The sequence below is a fragment of the Sphingomonas parapaucimobilis NBRC 15100 genome (assembly GCF_000787715.1).
In the GTDB taxonomy this organism is placed as follows: domain Bacteria; phylum Pseudomonadota; class Alphaproteobacteria; order Sphingomonadales; family Sphingomonadaceae; genus Sphingomonas; species Sphingomonas parapaucimobilis.
Genome location: NZ_BBPI01000056.1, coordinates 1 through 20,751, shown reverse-complemented (window position 1 = coordinate 20,751; position 20,751 = coordinate 1). Strand labels below are relative to the sequence as shown.

Genomic DNA, 20,751 nt, shown 5'->3' with positions numbered 1-20,751 from the left:
CCCTGCCGCTCCCCTCCGTCAGGGCCTCGCCCTGCCACCTCCCCTTGCAGGGGAGGATTTTTTGACCGGCTCCGGCGCCTCATCCGCCTCGACCAGTTCGACCACCTCGAACCGATACCCCGTCCAACCCCGCTGCCGAACCGCCTGTGCCATGGCGGCATCGTTTGCCATCGCCGCCTTGCGCGACTTGGCGTGGCCCCAGAACACTTCGATCTTGCCGCCGCCCAGATCGGCGACGATCCGCCAATAGTGGGTAAAGGGCTGCGATGTCGGGCCGATCGTCTTCACATAGCCATCGGGCATCGTCGCGATCAGATAACGGTTCCTGCGTGCCATGCCGCCGCCATAGCGCAAGGACGCCGCGACCTCATCCCGCTTGACGCCCGCTTCGACCTCGGCTTAGCGATACGACGCCGGAATGATCCGGCGATATGATCGCGCCGGTTCTCCCGACAAGGGAGATTAAAAGGGAACACGGTGAGGGGGCTTGGCTCCCCAAATCCGCGGCTGTCCCTGCAACTGTAAGCGGTGAGCGGCGATGCACGGATCGGCCATGGGGGCGATCCAGCCACTGGGGCAACCTGGGAAGGCGCATTCGTCCGCGATGACCCGTGAGCCAGGAGACCTGCCGGCGTCAGGTCGCTCATGCCCGGTCCAGGGGATGGTCGAGGCTAGGTCTGTTCCGACGAGCGACGCCATAAGTGGCGGAGGCGCATGGGTGGCCCTGTGGAATGCGGAAAACGGCGTGCCGCACGCTGGGCCCCCGGCCGTTCGGCAACGATCGGAAGGCCTCGGCTTGTTCGCAACAAGGCGCTATGAGCAATAAAATGATATATCATAACAGATTCGGACAGGTTCCTCTGGTCCTGTGGGGTGGCGTGGCGCTTCTGCTGGGGGCGACCGAGGCAAGGGCGCAAAAGGCCGAGGAGCAGGGGGGCAATGCCACCGTGCTGGTGATCGGCACGCGGGGGAAACAGGCGCTCGACACGCCCAATGCCACCGGCAGTCGCCTGGGCCTGACACCGCTGGAGACGCCTGCGAGCATCGCTTCGCTCGATGGCGGGACGATCCGTGCGCGCGGCGACTTGTCGATCGTCGAGGCGGAGACGCGCGCGCCCGGCCTGTCTAGCGTCGCCGATCCGGGCAATGGCGGCACCGCGCTCGCCGCGCGGGGCTTTTCGGGGCAGGGATCGGTGCTGCAACTGGTCGATGGCGTGCGGCTGTTCCCGGCGGCGGGGACGATCACCTTTCCGACCGACCCCTGGATGGTCGAGCGGATCGACGTGCTGGGCGGTCCCGCCTCAGTCCTCTACGGGCAGGGCGCGCTGGGCGGCGCGGTGAATGTCGTGATGCGCGCGCCGACCGCCCAGACCCATGGCCAGGCCGAGATCGGCTATGGCGCACAGGATAGCTTTCGTGCCGCCGCCGGGCTGGGCGGGCCGCTGACCCCGACGCTCGGCTACCGTGTGGATGCCAGCTATCGCCGGTCGGACGGTTATGTCGACCGGGGCCGGTCGGAGAGTGTCGCGCTGTCGGGCACGCTGCGCTGGACGCCGACCTCGACGCTGGCGGTAACGGTTCGCGGCGATCATGGCGATCAGCGGCCCATGGCCTATTTCGGCACCCCGCTGATCGACGGGCGGCTCGATCTGCGGGTGCGGGATCGCAACTATAATGTCGGCGATGGGCGGATGCGGTTCCGCGACGACCGCGCCTCGATCCGGGTGGACTGGATGCCGAGCGCCTCGGTCAGTCTGTCCAACATTGCCTATTTGCTGACCAGCGACCGTTTCTGGCGCAATCTGGAAAGCTATTGCTGGGTGGGTGCGAGTGGCGCGTGCGCGGACGGATCGACCGGCACGCCGGGGACGATCCGGCGGAGCAGCAATTACGGCATCCGTCATGACCTGACCCAATGGGGCGATCAGGCCAGCGCGACGTGGCGCACCGGGATCGCATCCGGCGTTGCCAATGCGCTGGTCGTCGGGGTGGATGCCAATCTGGTCCGCTTCACCCATGAGAACGACTTCGGCTCGGTCGGACAGGTCGATGCGGTCGACCCCTTCGCCTTCGACCCCGGCCGTTTCCTGGATACGCAAGGGATCGCCCCGCGCTACCGCACCCGCACCACCGCGCTGGCGGTGTTTGCCGAGGACCGGGTGACGCTCGGCCCGAAATGGTCGGTGGTCGGCGGCGTGCGCTATGAGGTGGATAATGTCCGTCGCTGGACCGTCGCCACGCCCGACCGCTTCGTGCTGGAAAAGACCTTCCGCAACGCGACGTGGCGTGCGGGGCTGGTCTATCAGCCGGTGCCAACCCTGTCGTTCTATGCCCAATATGCCACCGGCGTCGATCCGCTGGGCACCCTGACCACCGTGTCGACCGGGCAGGTGCAGTTCAGCAATGCGCGCGGCCATCAGGTCGAGGCGGGGGCGAAATGGCTGTTTGCGAACGGCCACGGTACCGCGACGCTGGCGGCGTACCGCATCGTCAAGACCGGGCTGCTCGCGCAACGCACGCTGGCGAGTCCGGTCGAACAGGTGGGGCAGCGGTCGTCGCAAGGCGTGGAGGCTGCGGTGACGTTCGATCTGCCGCAGGGCTTCGGGATCGATGCCAATGGCACGCTGCTGGATGCGCGGTTCGACGATTTCCGCTCCGGCGGCGTCGATTATACCGGCCGGACTCCGCCCAACGTCCCCGAGGCGCTGGCCAATCTCTGGCTGCGCTGGGATGCCTCGGCGAAGGTGCAGGCGCGCGCCGGGCTGCGTTATGTCGGGCGACGCTTCTCCGACAATGGAGAGGCATTCCGCATTCCCGGTTATGCGACGGTGGACACGAGCCTGTCCTATGCCCTGACGCCACATCTGGCGGTCGATGTGCGCGTCTATAACCTCTTCGACAAGGCCTATGCCGTCACCGCATACGGCGACCAGCAATGGATATTGGGCCGCCCGCGTGCGCTGGATGTGGCGCTTCGTGTCGGGTTCTGATCGGCCTTGGGGGAAGGCGGCCCTGCGGCTCGCCTTCCTCACCCATCGCTGGGTCGGGATCGTCACCTGCCTGTTCTTCGCCATGTGGTTCGGAAGCGGGCTGGTGATGCTCTATGTTCCCTATCCCTCGCTCACACCGGCAGAGATTTGGCAGGGCGCGCAGCCGATCGACTGGGTACGCGTCGGGCAGCCTCCGATGGTGCCGGATGCCCGGCGGATCACGCTGGAAATGCGCGACGCGGTGCCGGTCTGGCGGATCGAGGACCGTGACGGCGACACCCGCATCCTGTCGGCGGAGGGCGGCGCGGTCGCCCCTGTCGATGCGACGCTGGCCGCACGCGTCGCGACCCGCTTCGCCGGACCGGTTCGCCAGGTCGAGCGGATCGCCGACGATCAATGGACGGTGGCGGGCGGGTTCGACCGGCATCGCCCCTTGTGGAAGGTTGCGCTGGCCGATGCGGCCGGGACCGAACTCTATATCTCCAGCCTGACCGGCCAGCCGGTGCAGCGGACGACGCGGGTGCAGCGCCTGTGGAACTGGCTGGGCTCGGTGCCGCACTGGATCTACCCGACCCTCCTGCGCCGCGACCGGGAGAATTGGCGACAGGCGGTGATGTGGATCGCCGGACCCTGCATCGCGGTCGCGCTGACCGGCCTGTGGATCGGCATATTGCGGCTGCGGGCGGGGCGGCGGCGCTATCGCGGCGGGCGGATGACGCCCTATCGCGGCTGGATGCTGTGGCATCACGTCAGCGGGCTGGCAGGTGGCGTGATGCTGACCACCTGGATCGTCAGCGGCTGGCTGTCGGTCGATCCGGGCCACGCCTTTGCCGGGGGTGAGGCGCCTGCGGCGGTGATGGGGACCTATGCCGGGCGGGCCGGGGAGCTGCATGACCTTGCCCGGCTGGCCCGGATCGCGCCGGATGCGCGCACCGTAGAGTGGAGCGGGGACGCCGGGTTCGCGCGGATCGCGATCGACCGCGCCTCGTCGCATCCGCGCTGGCTGGAGCAGGCGACGCTGGCTCCCGCCCGGGCGGGTGATGCGTCGCGCGCCGCCATGCTGGTGCCCGGTGGACGGCGGGTGGCGCGCGAATGGCTGGTGCGGCCCGACTTCTACTGGACCGACGCGACGCGATTGCCGCTCTGGCGGTTGCGGTTCGACGATGCGGCGGCGACCTGGCTCTATGTCGACCCGATGAGCGGTGCGCTGGTCGAGCGGCAGGATCGCACGCGGCGCGCCTATCGCTGGGTCTATACGCTGCTCCACACCTGGGACTGGCCGTGGCTGACCGCGCATTATTGGGTCTGGACCGGCTGGATGTGGCTCTGGTCGCTGGCCGGGCTGGTCCTTTCGATCAGCGGTGTCGTGCTTGGGCAGCGGCGGTTGCGCCGCCCCGCGCGCGGGAAAGGGTGAAAAGCGCGCCATCGGGGTTGGCGTCTTGCGTCCGGCCCGCTTAAGTGGACGGCATGTGGCAACTCTACCAATTTCCGCTCTGTCCCTTTTCGCGCAAGGTCCGGCTGCTGCTGGGCGAGAAGGGCGTCGGATACGAATTGGTCCGCGAATCGCCGTGGCAGCGGCGCGACGAGTTCCTCGACATGAATCCCGCCGGGCAGACCCCGGTGATGGTCGATGAGGAGCGCGGCGTGTTGCTGGTCGACTCGATGGCGATCTCGGAATATTTCGAGGAGACGGTCGAGAAGTCGGCGATGATCAACGGCACCGCCGTCGGCCGCGCCGAGATCCGGCGGCTGGTGACGTGGTTCGACACGCATTTCTATCAGGACGTGACCGGCCCGCTGCTCCACGAACGCATGGTCAAGCGCGTCGCGCGCACCGGCAGCCCGGACGCCAAGGGGCTGCGCGAGGCGATGAAGGCCGCCGTCGGCCATCTCGACTATACCGACTATCTGCTCGACCATCGCAACTGGCTGGGCGGGGCGACGATGAGCCTGGCCGATCTGGCGGCGGCGGCGCAGATTTCGGTCGCCGATTATCTGGGCGGCATCGACTGGAAGGGGCATGAGCAGACCGCGCGCTGGTATCGCGGGCTGAAGAGCCGCCCCTCCTTCCGCCCGCTGCTGTCCGAGCGGATGGAGATGGTCACGCCGCCGTCGCATTACGACAATGTCGACTTCTGACGCGCCTGCCGAGCGGATCGGGATCGAGGATTTCCTGGCGGTCGACATCCGCGTCGGCACCGTCATTGCCGCCGAGCCTTTCCCGGAGGCGCGCAAGCCCGCGATCAAGCTGACCATCGACTTCGGCGAGGGGATCGGTGTGAAGCGGTCCTCGGCGCAGATCACCCGGCATTATACGCCGGAAACGCTGGTCGGGCGGCAGGTGGCGGCGGTGGTCAACTTTCCCCCGCGCCAGATCGGGCCGATGATGTCCGAGGTGCTGACGCTGGGCTTTCCCGATGCGCAAGGGGAGGTGGTGTTGATCGCGCCGGATTTGGCGGTGCCCAATGGGGGGCGGTTGTTCTGAGGTTTTCCCTCGGCCTTCGACTTCGCTCAGGCTGAACGGTGTTTTGTATCCCGCCCCAATTTCCAACCTCCGTTCAGGCTGAGCGAAGTCGAAGCCCACGCACCATCCCCTGTTAGCCTTAACATTACCCCTTGCACCCCGCGCCCCAAGGCGTACCATCCCCGTCCGACCGTAGGGACATAACCCACGGAGGACAGGAGGGGATATGAAGTCCAAACGCTGGGCCGGCCATGCGCTGGCCGCTTTGCTAACGCTCTCGGTGGCGGCACCCGCCATGGCGCAGGCCGACAAGATGGCCCCGATCGCCATACCTGCACAGCCGACCGCCATTCCGCTGAACACCGGGCCGTTGCCGGGTGCGAAGAACAAGGAAAGCTGGCACAGCCAGTATAACAGCGTGTTTGCCCGCAACGTGACCGAGGCGACGCTCACCCCCTTCCTGCCCGATCCCGCCAAGGCGACCGGTGCCGCCGTCATCGTCGCGCCCGGCGGCGGTTTCCGTACCCTGTCGATGCAGAATGAAGGCTGGGACGTGGCCAAGGCACTGGCCGATCGCGGCATTGCCGCCTTCGTCCTGAAATATCGGCTGAACCAGACACCTGCGGATATGGGCGAGTTCGAAAAATCGATGGCGGCGATGTTCTCCAGCGTGGCGCGCCCCGCCGCGCGGCCGAACCCTGAGGAGGCGTTGAAGGGCCTTGCGCCCCAGATCGCCGATTCCCGCGCCGCCTTCGCCTTGGTCCGCCAGCGGGCGGGCGAGTGGAAGGTCGATCCGACCCGCATCGGCATGGTCGGCTTTTCGGCGGGTGCGATGCTGACCGTCGCGACGGTGCTCGACGGTCAGGCCAAGCCCGCCTTTATCGGCGACATCTATGGCCCGCTCCAGCCGATGACGGTGCCCGCCGACGCGCCGCCGATGTTCGCCGCGATCGCCGCCGACGATCCGCTGTTCGCGGGCAAAGGCTTCGGCCTGATCGATCAGTGGATGGCCGCGAAGAAGCCGGTAGAGTTCCACCTTTACGGCCGGGGCGGGCACGGCTTCGGCATGTATCCGAAGGCGACGACCAGCACCGGCTGGTTCGATGCGTTTTACAGGTGGATCGTGATGGAAGGGTTTTTGAAGGCCAAATAATCCTCCCCGGTACGGGGAGGGGGACCGCCCGCAGGGCGGTGGAGGGGGTTTTCCACATAGGATGTCCCTTGTGGCGATCCCCCTCCACCATGCTTCGCATGGTCCCCCTCCCCTTGCAGGGGAGGAATTTTCTCAATCCAGGCTCTTCGACGCCTGCTCGAACAGGTCCTTCGACAGGCCTGGCGTCTCGACGATCCGCACCAGTTCGGCGCGCATCAGGGCCGAGCGCCTGGCGTCGAAGCGACGCCAGCGGCCGAGCGGCGGGAGCAGCTTGGCGGCGGTCTGCGGGTTGAGCCGGTCGAGCGCGATCAGCTGGTCCGCCAGGAAGCGATAGCCCGAACCGTCGGCGGCGTTGAACGCACGCTGGTTCACCCCGAACGCCCCCAGCACCGCCCGCGCCCGGTTGGGGTTGGCGAGCGTAAAGTCGGGATGCCGGACCAGCCGCTCGACCACCGCGCCGGTGTCGTCGCGCGACGACAGCGCCTGGGTCTGGAACCATTTGTCGAGCACCAGCCCGTTACCGGCATAGCGCGCATGGAAACGCGCCAGCGCTTCCTCGCGCTCGGGCGCGTCGGAGCTGACCAGCGTCGTCAGCGCTGCCTGCCGGTCGGTCATGTTGTCCGCCGCCTCGAACTGCGCGAAGGCCAGCGCGGCGGCATCCTCGGCACCGCTCGCCGCGATGTAGCCGAGCGCGACGTTGCGCAGGCGCCGCCGCCCCTTGGCTTCGGGCGAATAGACATAGGGTCCCTGCGCCAGCTCGGCATAGAGCCGCCGCCACGTCGGCAGCAGCGCCTGGCCCAGTTGCGTACGCAGCGCCTCGCGTGCGGCGTGGATCGCGTCCGGGTCGACCGTGGCGAGCTGGTCGCCGATGAAATTCTCCGACGGCAGCAGCACCGCCTCGGCGAGGAAGGCGGTTTCCAGCCCCTCGGACTCCAGCGTGCGGGTGACGGCGTCGATCACCGCCTGCCCCTTCACCGCGCCATGAATAGTGCCCGCGACCAGCGTGTCGAGCATCAGCTGCTGCATCGCCTCATAGCGGGCGAAGGGATCGTCGTCATGCGCGGACTGGAAGGCGAGGTCCTCGGCCGTGCGGTCGCTCTCGACCACGATGGGGGCGGAAAAGCCGCGATTGATCGACAGGACGGGACGTTCGGTGATGGCCTCGAACACGATCGTCTCGGCCACCTGGTCGAGCAGGATCAGCTTTTCGTCGGTCAGCGGACGGCCGGTCTCCGCGCCGAACAGCCGGACCTTGAGCGGGAGGAGCATCGGCTGCTTGGTCGTCTGCCCCGGCGTGGCGGGGACATGCTGGGCGAGGCGCAGCTCGGCGCGGCCGCCGCCGGGTTCGTGGGACAGCCCCGCCGAGACGCGCGGCGTGCCCGCCTGGGAATACCAGAGGCGGAATTGCGACAGGTCGACGCCGCCCGCTTCCTCCATGCAGGCGACGAAATCCTCGCAGGTCGCGGCCGTGCCGTCGAAGCGGCTGAAATACAGGTCGGTCGCGGCGCGGAACTTCACCGGGCCGAGCATGGTCGCCATCATGCGGATCAGCTCGGCGCCCTTGTTGTAGATGGTCGCCGTGTAGAAATTGCTGATCTCGATATAGCTTTCCGGGCGCACCGGATGCGCGAGCGGGCCGGAATCCTCGGGGAACTGGCTGGCGCGTAAGCCCCGCACATCCTCGATCCGCTTGACCGCGGCCGATCCCTGGTCGGCGGAGAAACACTGGTCGCGATAGACGGTGAAGCCTTCCTTGAGGCTCAGCTGGAACCAGTCGCGGCAGGTGATCCGGTTGCCCGACCAGTTGTGGAAATATTCATGCGCGACGACGGCGGCGATCGCGTCGTAATCATAATCGGTCGCGGTGTCGGGGTCGGCCAGGATGTAGCGGCTGTTGAATATGTTCAGCCCCTTATTCTCCATCGCGCCGAAGTTGAAATCGTCGACCGCGACGATGTTGAACACGTCCAGGTCATATTCCCGGCCATAGACCCGCTCGTCCCACGCCATGGAGAGCTTCAGCGCATGGAGCGCATGGTCGGTCTTGGGCAGGTCGGCGGCGCGGACCCAGATGCCCAGTTGCACCTTGCGCCCGCTCATCGTGGTGAAGGTGGAAGCGTTGACCGCCAGATCGCCCGCGACCAGCGCGAACAGATAGGATGGCTTGGGGAAGGGGTCGTGCCACTCGGCCCAATGCGTGCCGTCGTCATTGTCGCCATTCGCCACCGGATCGCCATTGGCGAGCAGCACCGGGTAGCGCAGCCGGTCCGCCGTCATCCGCACCCGGTAGACGCTCAGCACATCGGGCCGGTCGGGGAACCAGGTGATGCGGCGAAACCCTTCCGCCTCGCACTGGGTGCAGAGGTTTCCCCCCGAGGCATAAAGGCCCATGAGCTGGGTGTTGCTTTCGGGCGCGATCGAAACCTCGGTCTCGACGACATGGCTGTCGCCGGTCAGCGGCACGACCAGCTGTTCGCCCTCGATCCGCCAGTCGTTGACGGCGACGCCATCGACCGTGACCGACAGCGGCGTCTGGCCTGCGCCGTCGAGCCGCAGGGGTTCGTCATGCGCGCCGCTGCGCGTGACGGTCAGCGCGGCGCGGACACGGGTGTCGGCGGGGTCGAGCGCGAAGTCCAGCGTGATCTGCGGCACCTCCCAGGCGGGGGGGCTGTAATCCTCGCGCCGGATGGCGGCGGGGGTGGTGCTGGGCTGGGCGGCGCTGCGCTGAATGTCCATGACGCGGATATAGCCGGGCGGGACCGCCGCGACCACCGGGCTGGTCAGGAAAAACCGGACAGCGTGTCCTGGGCGGGATCGACAATCAGATATGCCCATTTTCCCTCTCCCCTATCCAGGGGAGAGGGAAAATGGGGGCAGCCTAGATGGCACTCCGCCCTAAGCGGGGTTGATCGGTCGAGATGGCGTGATACGCCTATGCCACACCATTTCCCCGAAAGGTCCTGCATGTCGCGTATGACGGCTCTGTTGCCGCTGCTTCTCCTGTCCACCGCCGCGATCGCGCATGATCACGATCACCTGCCTTATCAAACCACTGGCACCGCGCCGGTCGAGGCGAAGGCGACGCGCAGCCCGGCCGAACGCAACGCCGTCATCACAGCGCCTCTCCCCGAGGATCAGGCGGCGATGAAGGCACATGTCATGTTCCTGGCGTCGGACGCGATGGCCGGACGCGAGGCGGGGACCCGCGACTATGACATCGCCGCGCAATATGTCGCCGCGCAATTCTATGCGGCGGGCTTGCGGCCCGGCGGCGACCAGGGCGGCTATCTGCAGAAGGTGCCGCTGGTCGCGTACAATGTCGCCGACAAGGGCAGCGCCTTGTGGACCCCGGCGGGCGGCCAGGCACAGGAACTGGTCTTCGGCGAGGACTTCGTGCCATCGCCCGTGCCCAACGCGAAGGAAACCAGCCTGTCGGCGCCGGTCGTCTTTGTCGGTTACGGCATCGATGCTGCGCAATATGGCCTGACCGATTACAAGGGCGTCGATGTGCGCGGCAAGATCGTCGCCTTCGTCCCCGGTACGCCGGCAGGGCTGGGCGGCGAGGAGCGCGCCTTTTTCGGGTCGGCGGCGAACAAGGCCTCGCTGGCGGCGGCGCGCGGCGCGGTCGGCGCGATCCAGGTCGACATGCCCCGCGCCGGAGGACGGCAGCGGCCCTTCGCCTCGCTGGCCCGCTATTACAATGCGCCGCGCGTGACCTGGGCGAACCCGGACGGCACCGCGCATGCCATGACGCCGACGACCCCGGTGCTCGGCACCCTGTCGCAGGCGGGCGCGGCCAAGCTGTTCGGCAAGGGCTGGGACGCGGTGGTCAAGGCCTCCGCCGCGCCGAAGCCCGCCTATAAGCCGCTGACTGCCAGGGGGCAGCTGACGGTTTCGTCCAAGACCAGCTTCAAGCCGATGGACAGCAGCAATATCGTCGGCCTGATCCCCGGCAGCGACCCCAAGTTGAAGGACGAGGTCGTCGTCCTGTCCGCGCATCTCGACCATATCGGCACCAACGAAGGGGGCGAGGGCGACCGGATCAACAACGGCGCGCTCGACAACGCCATCGGCATCGCCAGCCTGATCGAGGAGGCCAAGCGCTTCAAGGCCGCCACCCCGCCCAAGCGCACCGTCCTGTTCCTGGCGGTGACGGCGGAGGAAAAGGGGCTGGTCGGCTCCGACTATTTCGCCAACCACCCGACCGTGCCGCTGAAATCGATCGTCGCCGACGTCAATCTCGACATGCCGATCCTGACCTACAAGTTCGAGGATATGGTGGTGTTCGGCGCGGACCGCTCGACCCTGGGGCCGATCGTGCGCAAGGCGGTGGCGGCGATGGACCTGCCCGTCTCGCCCGATCCGATGCCCGAGGAAGGCATTTTCGTCCGCTCCGACCATTTCCGCTTTGTGCAGAAGGGCATTCCCTCGGTCTTCCTGTGGCCGGGTCAGAAGGGGCCGGGCAAGGCCGCGGTCGAGGATTTCATGAGCCACCGCTATCACCGGGTCGGCGACGAGATCGACCAGGGCATCGACTGGAGCCAGGGGCCGCGCTTCGTCAGCGTGAACTACGCCATCGCGCGCGAGATCGCCGACGCGCCCGAACGGCCGGTGTGGAACAAGGGCGATTATTTCGGCACGCTCTACAAGGGACCGATGGCGGGCAAGTGAACAAGCCTCGGGCCTGGCACCAAATCCCCCAACCCCCGCTCGGGATAGACTTCGGCGCATAGCGCCGAAGTCGGAGGCCATGCGGGACCGCTGGTACATGTGCTTCGACTCCGCTCAGCACGAACGGAGATTGAGGCGATAGGCGGTTCATCATGGACGGAGACCAAAATCCCCTCCATTCGTTCAGCCTGAGCGAAGTCGAAGGCCACGCGGAAACGCTGGTATGTGTACTTCGACTTCGCTCAGTGCGAACGGAGGTTGGGTTGGTGGTCATGATGACGGCAGGCAGTTTCAAGGTATGAGCCGTTTGTTCGTCTTCGGCATGGGCTATGCCGCGGGTCATCTGGCGGCGTTGCTGCAAGGGCGTGGCTGGTCCGTGGCGGGGACGACCCGTGACGGGCGCGGCGGCACGCTTCGCTTCGACGATCGGGAACGGGTGGAGGCGGAGATCGCCGCCGCCACGCATATCCTGTCCTCCGTCCCGCCCGAGGGCGAGGTCGATCCGGTTCTCGTCACCTATGGCGTACAACTGGCCAAGTCGAACGCATGGCTCGGCTATCTGTCCTCGACCGGCGTTTATGGTGACGCGAAGGGCGCATGGGTGGACGAAACCGCGCCTATCGGCTCGGGACGGCGCGCGGCGCGGGCGGCGGCGGATGCGGATTGGCAGGCCTTGGGCGCGCGGGTGTTCCGGCTGCCCGGCATCTATGGCCCCGGCCGCTCGCCGATCGACCGGGTTCGTGCCGGTCGCGCGCACCGGGTCGGCCTGCCCGGACAGGTGTTCAGCCGGGTGCATATCGCCGACATCGTCTCGGGCGTGATCGCCGGGTTCGACGGTCCGGCGGGCGCGTACAATCTCTCCGACGATTTCCCGTGCGATCAGGACGCGGTGGTGTCCTACGCCGCCACGCTCGCCGGACTGCCGCCGCCACCGCTCATGCCGCTGGAGAGCCTGTCGGCGGCGGCGCGTGGTTTCTATGCCGAGAACCGGCGGGTGGCGAACGGCAAAGCCAAGCGCGTGCTGAACTGGCGTCCGCGCTATCCCGATTACCGGTTGGGCCTGCGCGCCTTGAGCGCGATGACCAGCCCCGCCGCCGTCACCGCCGCCCCCGCGCCCGCCAGCAGCGACCAGCGATAACCCTCGAACACCGTCGACAGGCTCATCGCGATGACCGGCACGATGACGCTGGAATAGGCCGCCTTGGCCGGGCCGATCGCGCGCAGCACCCGGTAATAGAGCGGGAAGGCCAGCGCCGAGGCGAACAGGCCGAGATAGAGGATGCCGAGCACATAGCCGGTGCGCATCTCGAACACCGGCGGCCCGTTCAGGCTATAGGCGATGACCGCATCCAGCGCCGAGCCGATCAGCATCGCGACGCTGAGGGTAGCGTGCATCGGGAAGCGCTTGGCGGTCCTGGTCGCCTGCATGACGTTCGCCGTGGAGGCGGACAGGATCGCCACGATGGTCAGCGCGATGCCGGTCAGCGCGCGGGCTGGCCCCGCCGGATCGACCCGCGCCTCGTGAACGAAGAGCAGCGCCGCCCCCGCCATCGCGATGGCCGAGCCGACCAGCAGCTGCCGCCCCATGCGCTGCCCCAGGAACAGGCGCGCGAACCCGGCATTGGGGATCAGCAGCATCGCAAACACGACCGCGACCAGCCCGGAGGTGATGTAGCCCTCCGCATGATAGACGAAGTTGAAGTTCAGGACGAACTGGAACAGACCGATTCCGGCGGCGAACAGGAGGCCGGTGGTGCCCAGCCGGAAACTCTCCCGCTTGGCCAGCGCGAAGGCGCCCATGGCGAGGCCACCGACCAGGAAGCGATAGCTGACCGACCAGGTGGCGGGCACCACCGAAATCTGGTCGCGGATGACCAGCCAGGTCGACCCCCAGATCAGCGTGACGATCGCAAAGGGGATCAGGACGGCGGCGCGGGTCGAGCGGGGGGCGGTGTCGAACTCGCTCACAGTTTGGAGATCGCGTCGGCGAGACGGGCGACATGGTGCGCGTCGGTGTCCCAGGCGGTGACGAGCCGGATTTCACCCTCCGCCCAGTCATAGAAATCGAAGCCCTGTGCGCGGAGCGTCGCCGCTTCCTCCGGCGTGGCGCGCAGGAAGACCTCGTTCGCCTCTACGGCATGGACCAGACGCTCACCCGCCGCCTCGGCCAGTCGCTCGGCACAGGCATTGGCGAGCGCGCCGTTGGCGATCCACAGGTCGTTCTCGACCATCGCCAGCACCTGTGCCGCCAGATAGCGTCCCTTGGACATCAACAGCCCGGCGCGCTTGCGGCGGCGGCGGGTGGCGTCGGCGAGGCCGGGCTTGAAGAAGACCAAGGCCTCGGCACTCATCGCGCCATTCTTGACGAAGCCGAAGGACAGCGCGTCGACGCCCGACTGCCAGGTCAGCGCGGCGGGCGTGCAGCCCAGCCGCGCCACCGCATTGGCGAAGCGCGCGCCGTCCATGTGGAAGCCCAGGCCCCGTTCCTTCGCCAGCGCGCCGATCGCGGCGACCTCCTCGGGGTTGTAGACCCGGCCATATTCGGTGGCGTTGGTGATCGACACGGCGTGCGGCTGGACCCGGTGGACGTCGTTGGCGATGGCGTCGATCAGGATGCGGATCGTGCCGGGGGTCAGCTTGGCCCCCTCGCCATCGGCCAGCATCAGCTTGGCGCCGTGCGTGTAGAATTCGGGTGCGCCGCCCTCGTCATTCTGGATATGCGAGTCGCGGTGGCAGACCACGCCGCCATAGGGTGGGCAGAGCGCGGCCAGCGCCAGGCAGTTGGCGGCGGTGCCGGTGGGCACCCACAACACCTCCACCTCGGTGCCGAACAGCTCGGACAGGCGCCCGTCCAGTGCCCTGGACCAGCGGTCGCCGTCATAGGCGGTGTCCATCTGGTCGGCGCCGGCGATGGCCTCCATCACCTTGGGATGGATACGGGCGGCATTGTCCGAGAAAAAGCGCATGGCCCATGCGTTTGGGGGAGGCGGCGGAACAGGTCAACACCGCTCCCCCATATGGTGCGTCAGTGTGGCGCGAGGCCCAGTTCGACGCCGGTCTTGTCGTGCAGTGCGAAACGGTCGACCAGGTCGGCGCTCGCCTGGTTATAGCCGATCACCTCGACGCTGGCGCCGTCGCGGCGCAGCCGGGCGACGATCTTGTCGAGCGCACCCACGCCCGAAATGTCCCAGAAATGCGCCGCCGACACGTCGATCACGACATCGCGGCCCGGCTCGGCCTGGAAAGCGCGGGTGAAGCGGTCGACCGAGGCGAAGAAGATTTGCCCCGTGACCCGGTAGCGGATCGTGCCCGCATCCTCGGTCCGTGCGACCCCGAACAGGCGGCGGACCTTTCCGGCAAAGAAGATGCCCGACAGCAGCACGCCCGCGGCCACGCCCTTCGCCAGATCATGGGTCAGGACGACCACCGCCACCGTGACCAGCATGACCACCGAGGAGGTCGGCGGATGGCGGCGCAGGTTCGGGATCGAGTTCCAGCTGAACGTGCCGATCGACACCATCACCATGACGGCGACCAGCGCGGGCATCGGAATACGCCCCACAAAGGGGCCAAGCCCGGCGAGCAGGATCAGCAGCACGACACCGGCGGTCAGCGTCGACAGCCGCTTGCGCCCGCCGGAGGTGACGTTGATGACCGACTGGCCGATCATCGCGCAGCCGCCCATGCCACCGACCAGCGCGGCGGCGATGTTGGCGCCGCCCTGTCCCATGCATTCGCGACGCTTGTCGCTGTCGCTGTCGGTCATGTCGTCGACGATCTGCGCGGTCAGCAGCGATTCGAGCAGGCCGACGGCGGCCATGGTCAGCGAATAGGGCAGGATGATGCGCAGCGTTTCCCATGTCAGGGGCACGTTGGGCAGGACCAGGCTGGGCAGCCCTTCGGGCAGGCGGCCCATGTCGCCGACCGTGCGCACCGGCAGGCCCATGGCGATGCTGACCGCCGCCAGCACCAGGATCGCGACCAGCGGCGAGGGCACCGCCTTGGTGACGCGCGGCAACAGATAGATGATGGCAAGCCCGGCGGCGACCATCGCATAGCTGTGCCAGGTCACGCCGGTCAGTTGCGGCAGCTGCGCCATGAAGATCAGGATGGCGAGCGCATTGACGAAGCCCGTGATGACCGAGCGCGACACGAACTGCATCACGAGGTCGAGGCGCAGCAGTCCCGCGCCGATCTGGATGACGCCCATCAGGATCGTTGCGGCGAACAGATACTCGACACCATGCTCGCGGACCAGCGGCACGACGACGACCGCCACTGCGGCGGTCGCGGCGGAGATCATCGCAGGCCGCCCGCCGGTGAAGGAAATGACGATCGCGATCGCGACCGACGCATAGAGTCCGACGCGCGGATCGACGCCCGAGATGATCGAAAAGCCGATCGCCTCGGGGATCAGCGCGAGGGCGACGACCAGTCCGGCGAGCACGTCGCGGCCAGCCTCGCCCGGGCTCGTGAACCATTGGGTTCGATAGGTTTGAACAGTCATGGAATACCAGAATTTCGCGCATGGCGACGCGCGTCCTGACGTCAGGAGCGGGGATAGGGCCATGCATTCTGTTGTCCGGCGGATCGGCGGCCGGAATAGCCACCCGGAATTTCACCGGGTCCTTGCGAATGACCGCGCGTTTAACGGGGAAGGGGTGGAGAGGGCAAGCCCCTTCCGGCTCACCGTTTTTGTTCGCGCAGAGGAGCGGAGGACGCGAGAGAGCGATCGACATTCCTCCCCTGTAAGGGGAGGTGGCAGGCCGAAGGCCTGACGGAGGGGTGTAGCCGTTGGTCAGGTGGGACTGCACTCACCCCTGCCGACACCCCTCCACTATCCTGCGGATGGTCCCCCTCCCCTTACAGGGGAGGAATTGAGCAGATCGCTTCTCTGCGTCCTCCGCGCCTCTGCGCGAACCCGATCATCTTCGCGTCATCGCGGCTTCGCGCGAACAAGGATGGATCCCGCGAAGCCGCGACGGCGCGAAGAGCGACAAGAGGTCTCCCGCCCGAAAGCGTGCGCTATTCCTCTTCGTCACGTTCGTCGGGCGGGCGGCGATCCTCCGGGGGCGGACCGGCGCGGTCGGGGCGGCGGCGGCCGGGGCCGACGGTGATCGAGCCATCGTCGCCGGTGCGTACGTCCAGGCCCAGACCCTGGATGATCTCACCGACCGGATCGCTTTCGGTCGGGATCATCTCCTCGTCCATGCCATTGGAGATGGCGTCGGGATCGACCTCTTCCTGCACCACGGGGGCGGCCACCGGCGGGATGTCGAGCGCGGACTGCATGAAGGCGCGCCAGATGCGCGCGGGCACGCCGCCGCCCGACAGGCCGGGATTGGGTGTGTTGTCGTCATTGCCGACCCACACGCCGACCACCAGATCGCGCGCGAAGCCGACGAACAGCGCGTCGCGCGAATCCTGCGTCGTCCCCGTCTTGCCATAGGCATCTACGGTCAGCAGCGCCTGCCGCCCCGTGCCCGTCTTGATCGAGGAGGACAGCAGGTCGAGCATCCCGTCATGCACCGCCGAGGAGAAGCCGGTCTTGCGCTCGGTCAGCGACTGGTACCAGCCCTTGTCCTTGACGTCGTTCAGCCCGCGCGCGGCGACCGGATAGCTTTCATTGGCGACCGCGGCATAGGCGGCGGTCAGCTCCAGCAGGCTGACGGTCGAGGTGCCGAGGCCGATGGTCGCCTCGTTCGGGATCGGCGTGGTGATGCCCAGGTCGCGCGCCGCCTTGATGACCGACTTCACGCCGACTGCCTGGGTCAGCCGCGCCGCCGCCACGTTGGACGAGCGGGCGAACGCCTGGCGCAGCGTGATCTTGCCCAGATAGCGGCCATCGCTGTTGCGCGGCTTCCACCCGGCGATATCGACCGGCTCGTCCTCGATGGTCGAGTCCGGCGTCATGCCCGAGCGCAAGGCGGCGAGATAGACGAACAGCTTGAACGCCGAACCCGGCTGGCGCCGCGCCTGGGTGGCGCGGTTGAACGGGCTCTTCGAATAATCCTTGCCCCCGACCATCGCGACGACGCGGCCGTCGGGGCGCATCGCGACCAGCGCGACCTGCGCCTGGTTCAGCCCGGCGCTGCGCACCGTGCGCTCGGCGATCCGCTGAAGCCGGGGGTTGAGCGTGGTCTGGACGGTCGCCTCGGTCTTGATCTCGCCCGCCTGGTCGCGCGCCTCGGGCAGCACCCAGTCGGCGAAATAGGTGCCGCTGGGCAAGGTCTCGGGTCGCGAGGCGAGCACGCGCTGCGGCTGGACGGCATCGGCCTCCGCCTTGGTCAGGAAGCCCGCATCCTCCATCGCCGCGACGACCACCGCCTGCCGCGCGCGTGCGCCCTTGAGATTGGTGGTGGGGGCCAGGCGTGAGGGCGCCTTGACCAGACCCGCCAGCATCGCGGCCTGGCCGATGTTCAGCTTGTCGGGCGTGCGGCCGAAATAATGTTTCGACGCGGCGGTGATGCCGTACACATTGTCGCCGAAATAGACGTTGGACAGATAGCGCGACAGGATCTCGTCCTTGGTCAGCCACGCCTCCAGCCAGAAGGCGATCATCGCCTCGCGGATCTTGCGCCCCGCCGTCCGGTCGGAATCGAGGAACGCGTTCTTCGCCAGCTGCTGGGTGATGGTCGATCCGCCCTCGCGCACCCCGCCCGAGCCGATATTGTGCCAGGCGGCGCGCAGGATACCGCGCGGGTCGATGCCCCAGTGCGAATAGAAGCGCCGGTCCTCGATCGCCATGAACGCCTCGCGCACATGGGCGGGCAGCTTGGCGGCATCGACCGGCGCGCCGATGATCGCCCCGCGCCGGGCAATGGGCGTGCCGTCATCGGCGGTCAGCGTGATCGAGGGCGGCGTCGGCGGCTGGAGCGAGCGCGACAGCGGCGCGGTGACGGCCAGCCAGGCGATGGCGATGACCAGCAGGATGATGCCCGCCCCCATGCCCCGCGCGATCCACCGGCCCCAGCGGATATTCCGACGCGGCCGCTCGGGCGGCGCATCGTCTTCATCGGGGCCGAAGGTCCAGCTCTGCGTCTCCGCATCATAGAGCGGATAATGGGGTCCCACCGGCTCGTAAGGACGGTCCAGGGGGGTACGATCGGGATTGAACGGGTCGGGGCGCATCACAGGGTTCCGGTGGTCGGCCACTCGCGTGTATTACTCCACCAGAACACCGCGCGCAAGCTCATGCACGCGTTTACCCTGTTTGCGGCACCTCCGGCAAGCGCTCCGCCGGGGGCGTGTCGGTGATGAGGCCCGCCCGGTGCGCGACGATGGTCGGGACCAGCGCCTGCCCCGCCACGTTGATCGCGGTCCGTCCCATGTCGAGGATTGGATCGATGGCCAGCAGCAGCCCCGCACCCTCCAACGGCAGGCCCAATGTGGACAGCGTCAGCGTCAGCATGACGACCGCGCCGGTCAGCCCGGCGGTCGCCGCCGAGCCCAGCACCGATACCAGCACGATCAGCACATAATCGCCGACATGCAGCGGCAGGCCATAATATTGCGCGACGAACAGCGCCGAGATGGCGGGATAGATGGCGGCGCACCCGTCCATCTTGGTGGTCGCGGCAAAGGGGACCGCAAAGGCCGAATAGGCGCGCGGTACGCCCAGCCGCCGCTCCACCGCGTCTTCGGTCACGGGCAGGGTGGCGATTGACGAGCGCGAGACGAAGCCCAGCTGGATGGCGGGCCAGGCGGCGGCGTAAAAGCGCCTGGGCGACATGCCATTGGCAAGCAGCAGCAGCGGATAGACGACGAACAGCACTAGGCCGAGGCCGATATAGACCGCCAGCGCAAAGCTGCCGAGCGCGAACAGCGACTGCCAGCCATAGCGCACGATCGCATTGCCCAGCAGTGCGCCCGACCCGAGCGGGGTCAGCCGGATCACCCAGGACAGGATGCGCCGGAAGATGGCGAGCGCCGAGGCGTTGAACGACAGGAAGCCCTCGCCCTTGTCGCCGACCCGCACCGCCGCGACACCGATCGCGACCGCCATGACGATGATCTGGAGGATGTTGAACGACAGCCCGGTCTTCAGTGCGCCGCCGTCGCCCGCACTGGTCGAGGCGGACAGGCCCAGGATGTTGGACGGGATCAGCCCGCGCAGGAAGTCGAGCCACGAGCCCGCCGTATCGGGCCGCACCGCGCTGCCCGCCGCGACGCCCGCGTGCAGGCCGGGTTGCAGCACGGTGCCCAGCGTCAGCCCGATGGTAACGGCGATCAGCGCGGTGATCGCGAACCAGATGAAGGTGGCCGCGACCAGCCGGGCGGCATTGTTCAGGTCGCGCAGCGCCGCGATCGACGCGACGATGGCGGTGAACACCAGCGGGACGACCAGCACCTTGAGCAGCTGGACGAAGCTCTCACCGACGATGCGCAGGCCCTCGGCCAATCCGGCCAGGCCCTGCGACCGGGCGAGCAGGCCGAGCAGCAGGCCCACGGCCATGCCGACGAACACCTGCGCGCCGAAAGAAAAACGGAATCTCATCCGACCATAGCTAGCAAGCCGGCGAAACGATCCCAATCAAGTTTTGCGTGGGGGTAAGAAAGCTCCCCATTGCGGCCTTTTGAGAAGGCTGGGGGAGAATGGTGCTGCCGGTGAGGATTGAACTCACGACCTCAGCCTTACCAAGGATGCGCTCTACCACTGAGCTACGGCAGCACTCGCGTTTCACCGCGGGAAGCGCGCCTAGAGACGATTGGGCGGGCATTGTCAAGCGCCCTTTGTGCGGATTATGCGAAATGCCATGGCAAAAGACGAACGGGCGGAGCGGCTGGCGGCGGCGCTCCGGGAAAATCTGAAACGGCGAAAGGCCCAGGCACGAGAGCAGGGCGAAGGGCCTGCGCCCGATCCCGCCCCGCGCGACGAACCCGCCTGAACGTTCAGCGGGGGGCGATCAGCCCCAGGACCAGGGTCAGGCCGCCCAGACCCAGCGACAAGGCCCAGCGCAACCTGGCCCAGCCCGTGACCGCCCGCATCGCATCGCCGATCCGAAGGTCGGCGAGCGGCGTGATCATGATGACGAGGCCCAGCAGGATCGACGCGACCCGGATCGAGCCGCCCGCCAGTAATGGCGGCAGCAACAACGCCCATCCGATCAGGCTGGGCAGCACCGCCACCAGATAGGGCCAGCCCCGATCGTCGCGGCGCAGCAGCGCCTCCATCCACCACATGCCGCCCAGGAAGGACAGGATGAGCGCGCCGTAGAGCCCGCCGCCGATGGTCGCGGGCAGGGACAGCGCCGGGTCGACCAGCGCCAGCGTGACGCAGAGCAGGGGCGGCAGGACTCCGGCCACGCCCAGGATCAGCGGTGGTCGTGGCAGATGGTCGTGATTCATCGCGGCATTCCCGGAACGTGACGTTGCGGGGTGGCTACGCAGGGGCCGTGCGATGGTTCATTTGGGGCAAACACGATCCCCCCAGTGGCGGGGAGGACGCCATATGAATCCACCCCTCCCCTTCA

General features: G+C 67.6%; 16 protein-coding genes, 1 tRNA gene, 1 riboswitch and 1 other annotated feature. Of the genes, 8 read left to right on the top strand and 9 right to left on the bottom strand.

Annotated elements, in window-relative coordinates; genetic code table 11:
* Positions 1–18 precede the first annotated feature (18 nt).
* Positions 19–336: a hypothetical protein gene (locus SP5_RS09590; protein WP_042487600.1), complete on the bottom strand. Its 318-nt coding sequence runs from the start codon at positions 334–336 to the stop codon at positions 19–21.
* Positions 337–424: 88 nt separating this feature from the next.
* Positions 425–647: riboswitch (cobalamin riboswitch) on the top strand.
* 231 nt (positions 648–878) lie between these two features.
* Between SP5_RS09590 and SP5_RS09585 the strand changes: the two genes are divergently transcribed.
* From SP5_RS09585 to SP5_RS09565, 5 genes are all read left to right on the top strand, one after another.
* Positions 879–2,990 (top strand): TonB-dependent receptor, encoded by a 2,112-nt coding sequence (locus SP5_RS09585; protein ID WP_245613452.1) that lies wholly within the window; start codon positions 879–881, stop codon positions 2,988–2,990.
* Positions 2,977–4,404, top strand: a complete 1,428-nt coding sequence (locus tag SP5_RS09580; protein WP_157013652.1) for a hypothetical protein — start codon at positions 2,977–2,979, stop codon at positions 4,402–4,404. The genes SP5_RS09585 and SP5_RS09580 overlap by 14 nt, the downstream gene beginning before the upstream one ends.
* 53 nt (positions 4,405–4,457) lie before the next feature.
* The gene (locus SP5_RS09575; RefSeq protein WP_042487586.1) at positions 4,458–5,129 is read left to right on the top strand and encodes a glutathione S-transferase family protein; all 672 of its coding nucleotides are present in this window, start codon (positions 4,458–4,460) and stop codon (positions 5,127–5,129) included.
* Complete coding sequence (locus SP5_RS09570) at positions 5,116–5,475, top strand: tRNA-binding protein (protein ID WP_042487583.1); 360 nt, start codon at positions 5,116–5,118, stop codon at positions 5,473–5,475. Before SP5_RS09575 ends, SP5_RS09570 begins: the two co-directional genes overlap by 14 nt.
* 205 nt (positions 5,476–5,680) lie before the next feature.
* Positions 5,681–6,607: an alpha/beta hydrolase gene (locus SP5_RS09565; protein WP_042487581.1), complete on the top strand. Its 927-nt coding sequence runs from the start codon at positions 5,681–5,683 to the stop codon at positions 6,605–6,607.
* A 132-nt stretch (positions 6,608–6,739) separates the two neighbouring features.
* Here SP5_RS09565 and pepN read toward each other — a convergent pair whose 3' ends face one another.
* The gene (pepN, locus tag SP5_RS09560; protein ID WP_042487597.1) at positions 6,740–9,343 is read right to left on the bottom strand and encodes an aminopeptidase N; all 2,604 of its coding nucleotides are present in this window, start codon (positions 9,341–9,343) and stop codon (positions 6,740–6,742) included.
* Positions 9,344–9,571: 228 nt separating this feature from the next.
* Between pepN and SP5_RS09555 the strand changes: the two genes are divergently transcribed.
* Both SP5_RS09555 and SP5_RS18755 read left to right on the top strand, forming a co-directional pair.
* On the top strand, positions 9,572–11,278 hold the full coding sequence (locus tag SP5_RS09555; RefSeq protein WP_042487578.1) for a M28 family metallopeptidase: 1,707 nt from the start codon (positions 9,572–9,574) through the stop codon (positions 11,276–11,278).
* Positions 11,279–11,576: 298 nt separating this feature from the next.
* Complete coding sequence (locus SP5_RS18755) at positions 11,577–12,416, top strand: Rossmann-fold NAD(P)-binding domain-containing protein (protein WP_084220632.1); 840 nt, start codon at positions 11,577–11,579, stop codon at positions 12,414–12,416.
* Here the strand turns inward: SP5_RS18755 and SP5_RS09550 are convergent.
* The 6 genes from SP5_RS09550 to SP5_RS09525 all read right to left on the bottom strand — a co-directional run bounded on the left by SP5_RS09550 (position 12,326) and on the right by SP5_RS09525 (position 19,949).
* Entirely contained in the window at positions 12,326–13,246 is a 921-nt protein-coding gene (locus SP5_RS09550; RefSeq protein WP_042487575.1) for a DMT family transporter, read from the bottom strand. The genes SP5_RS18755 and SP5_RS09550 overlap by 91 nt on opposite strands.
* Complete coding sequence (locus tag SP5_RS09545; protein ID WP_042487571.1) at positions 13,243–14,244, bottom strand: threonine aldolase family protein; 1,002 nt, start codon at positions 14,242–14,244, stop codon at positions 13,243–13,245. The genes SP5_RS09550 and SP5_RS09545 overlap by 4 nt, the downstream gene beginning before the upstream one ends.
* A gap of 59 nt (positions 14,245–14,303) precedes the next feature.
* Positions 14,304–15,785, bottom strand: coding sequence for a SulP family inorganic anion transporter (locus tag SP5_RS09540; protein WP_042487568.1), 1,482 nt, complete (start codon positions 15,783–15,785; stop codon positions 14,304–14,306).
* A 69-nt stretch (positions 15,786–15,854) separates the two neighbouring features.
* Positions 15,855–15,910: a sequence feature (sul1 is cis-regulatory element that is thought to sense ions involved in sulfur or methionine metabolism; They are found in Alphaproteobacteria), on the bottom strand.
* 393 nt (positions 15,911–16,303) lie between these two features.
* Positions 16,304–18,409 (bottom strand): transglycosylase domain-containing protein, encoded by a 2,106-nt coding sequence (locus SP5_RS09535; RefSeq protein WP_042487594.1) that lies wholly within the window; start codon positions 18,407–18,409, stop codon positions 16,304–16,306.
* A 73-nt stretch (positions 18,410–18,482) separates the two neighbouring features.
* The gene (locus SP5_RS09530; protein ID WP_042487567.1) at positions 18,483–19,775 is read right to left on the bottom strand and encodes a dicarboxylate/amino acid:cation symporter; all 1,293 of its coding nucleotides are present in this window, start codon (positions 19,773–19,775) and stop codon (positions 18,483–18,485) included.
* A gap of 99 nt (positions 19,776–19,874) precedes the next feature.
* Positions 19,875–19,949: transfer RNA gene (locus tag SP5_RS09525), tRNA-Thr, on the bottom strand.
* Positions 19,950–20,034: 85 nt separating this feature from the next.
* Between SP5_RS09525 and SP5_RS19890 the strand changes: the two genes are divergently transcribed.
* Positions 20,035–20,166 carry a hypothetical protein gene (locus SP5_RS19890; RefSeq protein ID WP_274533643.1) on the top strand — a complete coding sequence of 44 codons (132 nt, stop codon included), beginning with the start codon at positions 20,035–20,037 and terminating at the stop codon, positions 20,164–20,166.
* Between the two features lie 4 nt (positions 20,167–20,170).
* Here SP5_RS19890 and SP5_RS09520 read toward each other — a convergent pair whose 3' ends face one another.
* On the bottom strand, positions 20,171–20,626 hold the full coding sequence (locus SP5_RS09520; protein ID WP_042487565.1) for a DUF3429 domain-containing protein: 456 nt from the start codon (positions 20,624–20,626) through the stop codon (positions 20,171–20,173).
* Between the last annotated feature and the right edge of the window lie 125 nt (positions 20,627–20,751).

What these genes read in the sequence shown, in the direction of transcription:
- SP5_RS09590 (WP_042487600.1), bottom strand. Translation starts at nt 336, where the DNA reads ATGGCACGCAGGAACCGTTATCTGATCGCGACGATGCCCGATGGCTAT.
- SP5_RS09575 (WP_042487586.1), top strand. Translation starts at nt 4,458, where the DNA reads ATGTGGCAACTCTACCAATTTCCGCTCTGTCCCTTTTCGCGCAAGGTC.
- SP5_RS09570 (WP_042487583.1), top strand. Translation starts at nt 5,116, where the DNA reads ATGTCGACTTCTGACGCGCCTGCCGAGCGGATCGGGATCGAGGATTTC.
- SP5_RS09565 (WP_042487581.1), top strand. Translation starts at nt 5,681, where the DNA reads ATGAAGTCCAAACGCTGGGCCGGCCATGCGCTGGCCGCTTTGCTAACG.
- pepN (WP_042487597.1), bottom strand. Translation starts at nt 9,343, where the DNA reads ATGGACATTCAGCGCAGCGCCGCCCAGCCCAGCACCACCCCCGCCGCC.
- SP5_RS09555 (WP_042487578.1), top strand. Translation starts at nt 9,572, where the DNA reads ATGTCGCGTATGACGGCTCTGTTGCCGCTGCTTCTCCTGTCCACCGCC.
- SP5_RS18755 (WP_084220632.1), top strand. Translation starts at nt 11,577, where the DNA reads ATGAGCCGTTTGTTCGTCTTCGGCATGGGCTATGCCGCGGGTCATCTG.
- SP5_RS09545 (WP_042487571.1), bottom strand. Translation starts at nt 14,244, where the DNA reads ATGCGCTTTTTCTCGGACAATGCCGCCCGTATCCATCCCAAGGTGATG.
- SP5_RS09540 (WP_042487568.1), bottom strand. Translation starts at nt 15,785, where the DNA reads ATGACTGTTCAAACCTATCGAACCCAATGGTTCACGAGCCCGGGCGAG.
- SP5_RS09535 (WP_042487594.1), bottom strand. Translation starts at nt 18,409, where the DNA reads ATGCGCCCCGACCCGTTCAATCCCGATCGTACCCCCCTGGACCGTCCT.
- SP5_RS09530 (WP_042487567.1), bottom strand. Translation starts at nt 19,775, where the DNA reads ATGAGATTCCGTTTTTCTTTCGGCGCGCAGGTGTTCGTCGGCATGGCC.
- SP5_RS19890 (WP_274533643.1), top strand. Translation starts at nt 20,035, where the DNA reads ATGGCAAAAGACGAACGGGCGGAGCGGCTGGCGGCGGCGCTCCGGGAA.
- SP5_RS09520 (WP_042487565.1), bottom strand. Translation starts at nt 20,626, where the DNA reads ATGAATCACGACCATCTGCCACGACCACCGCTGATCCTGGGCGTGGCC.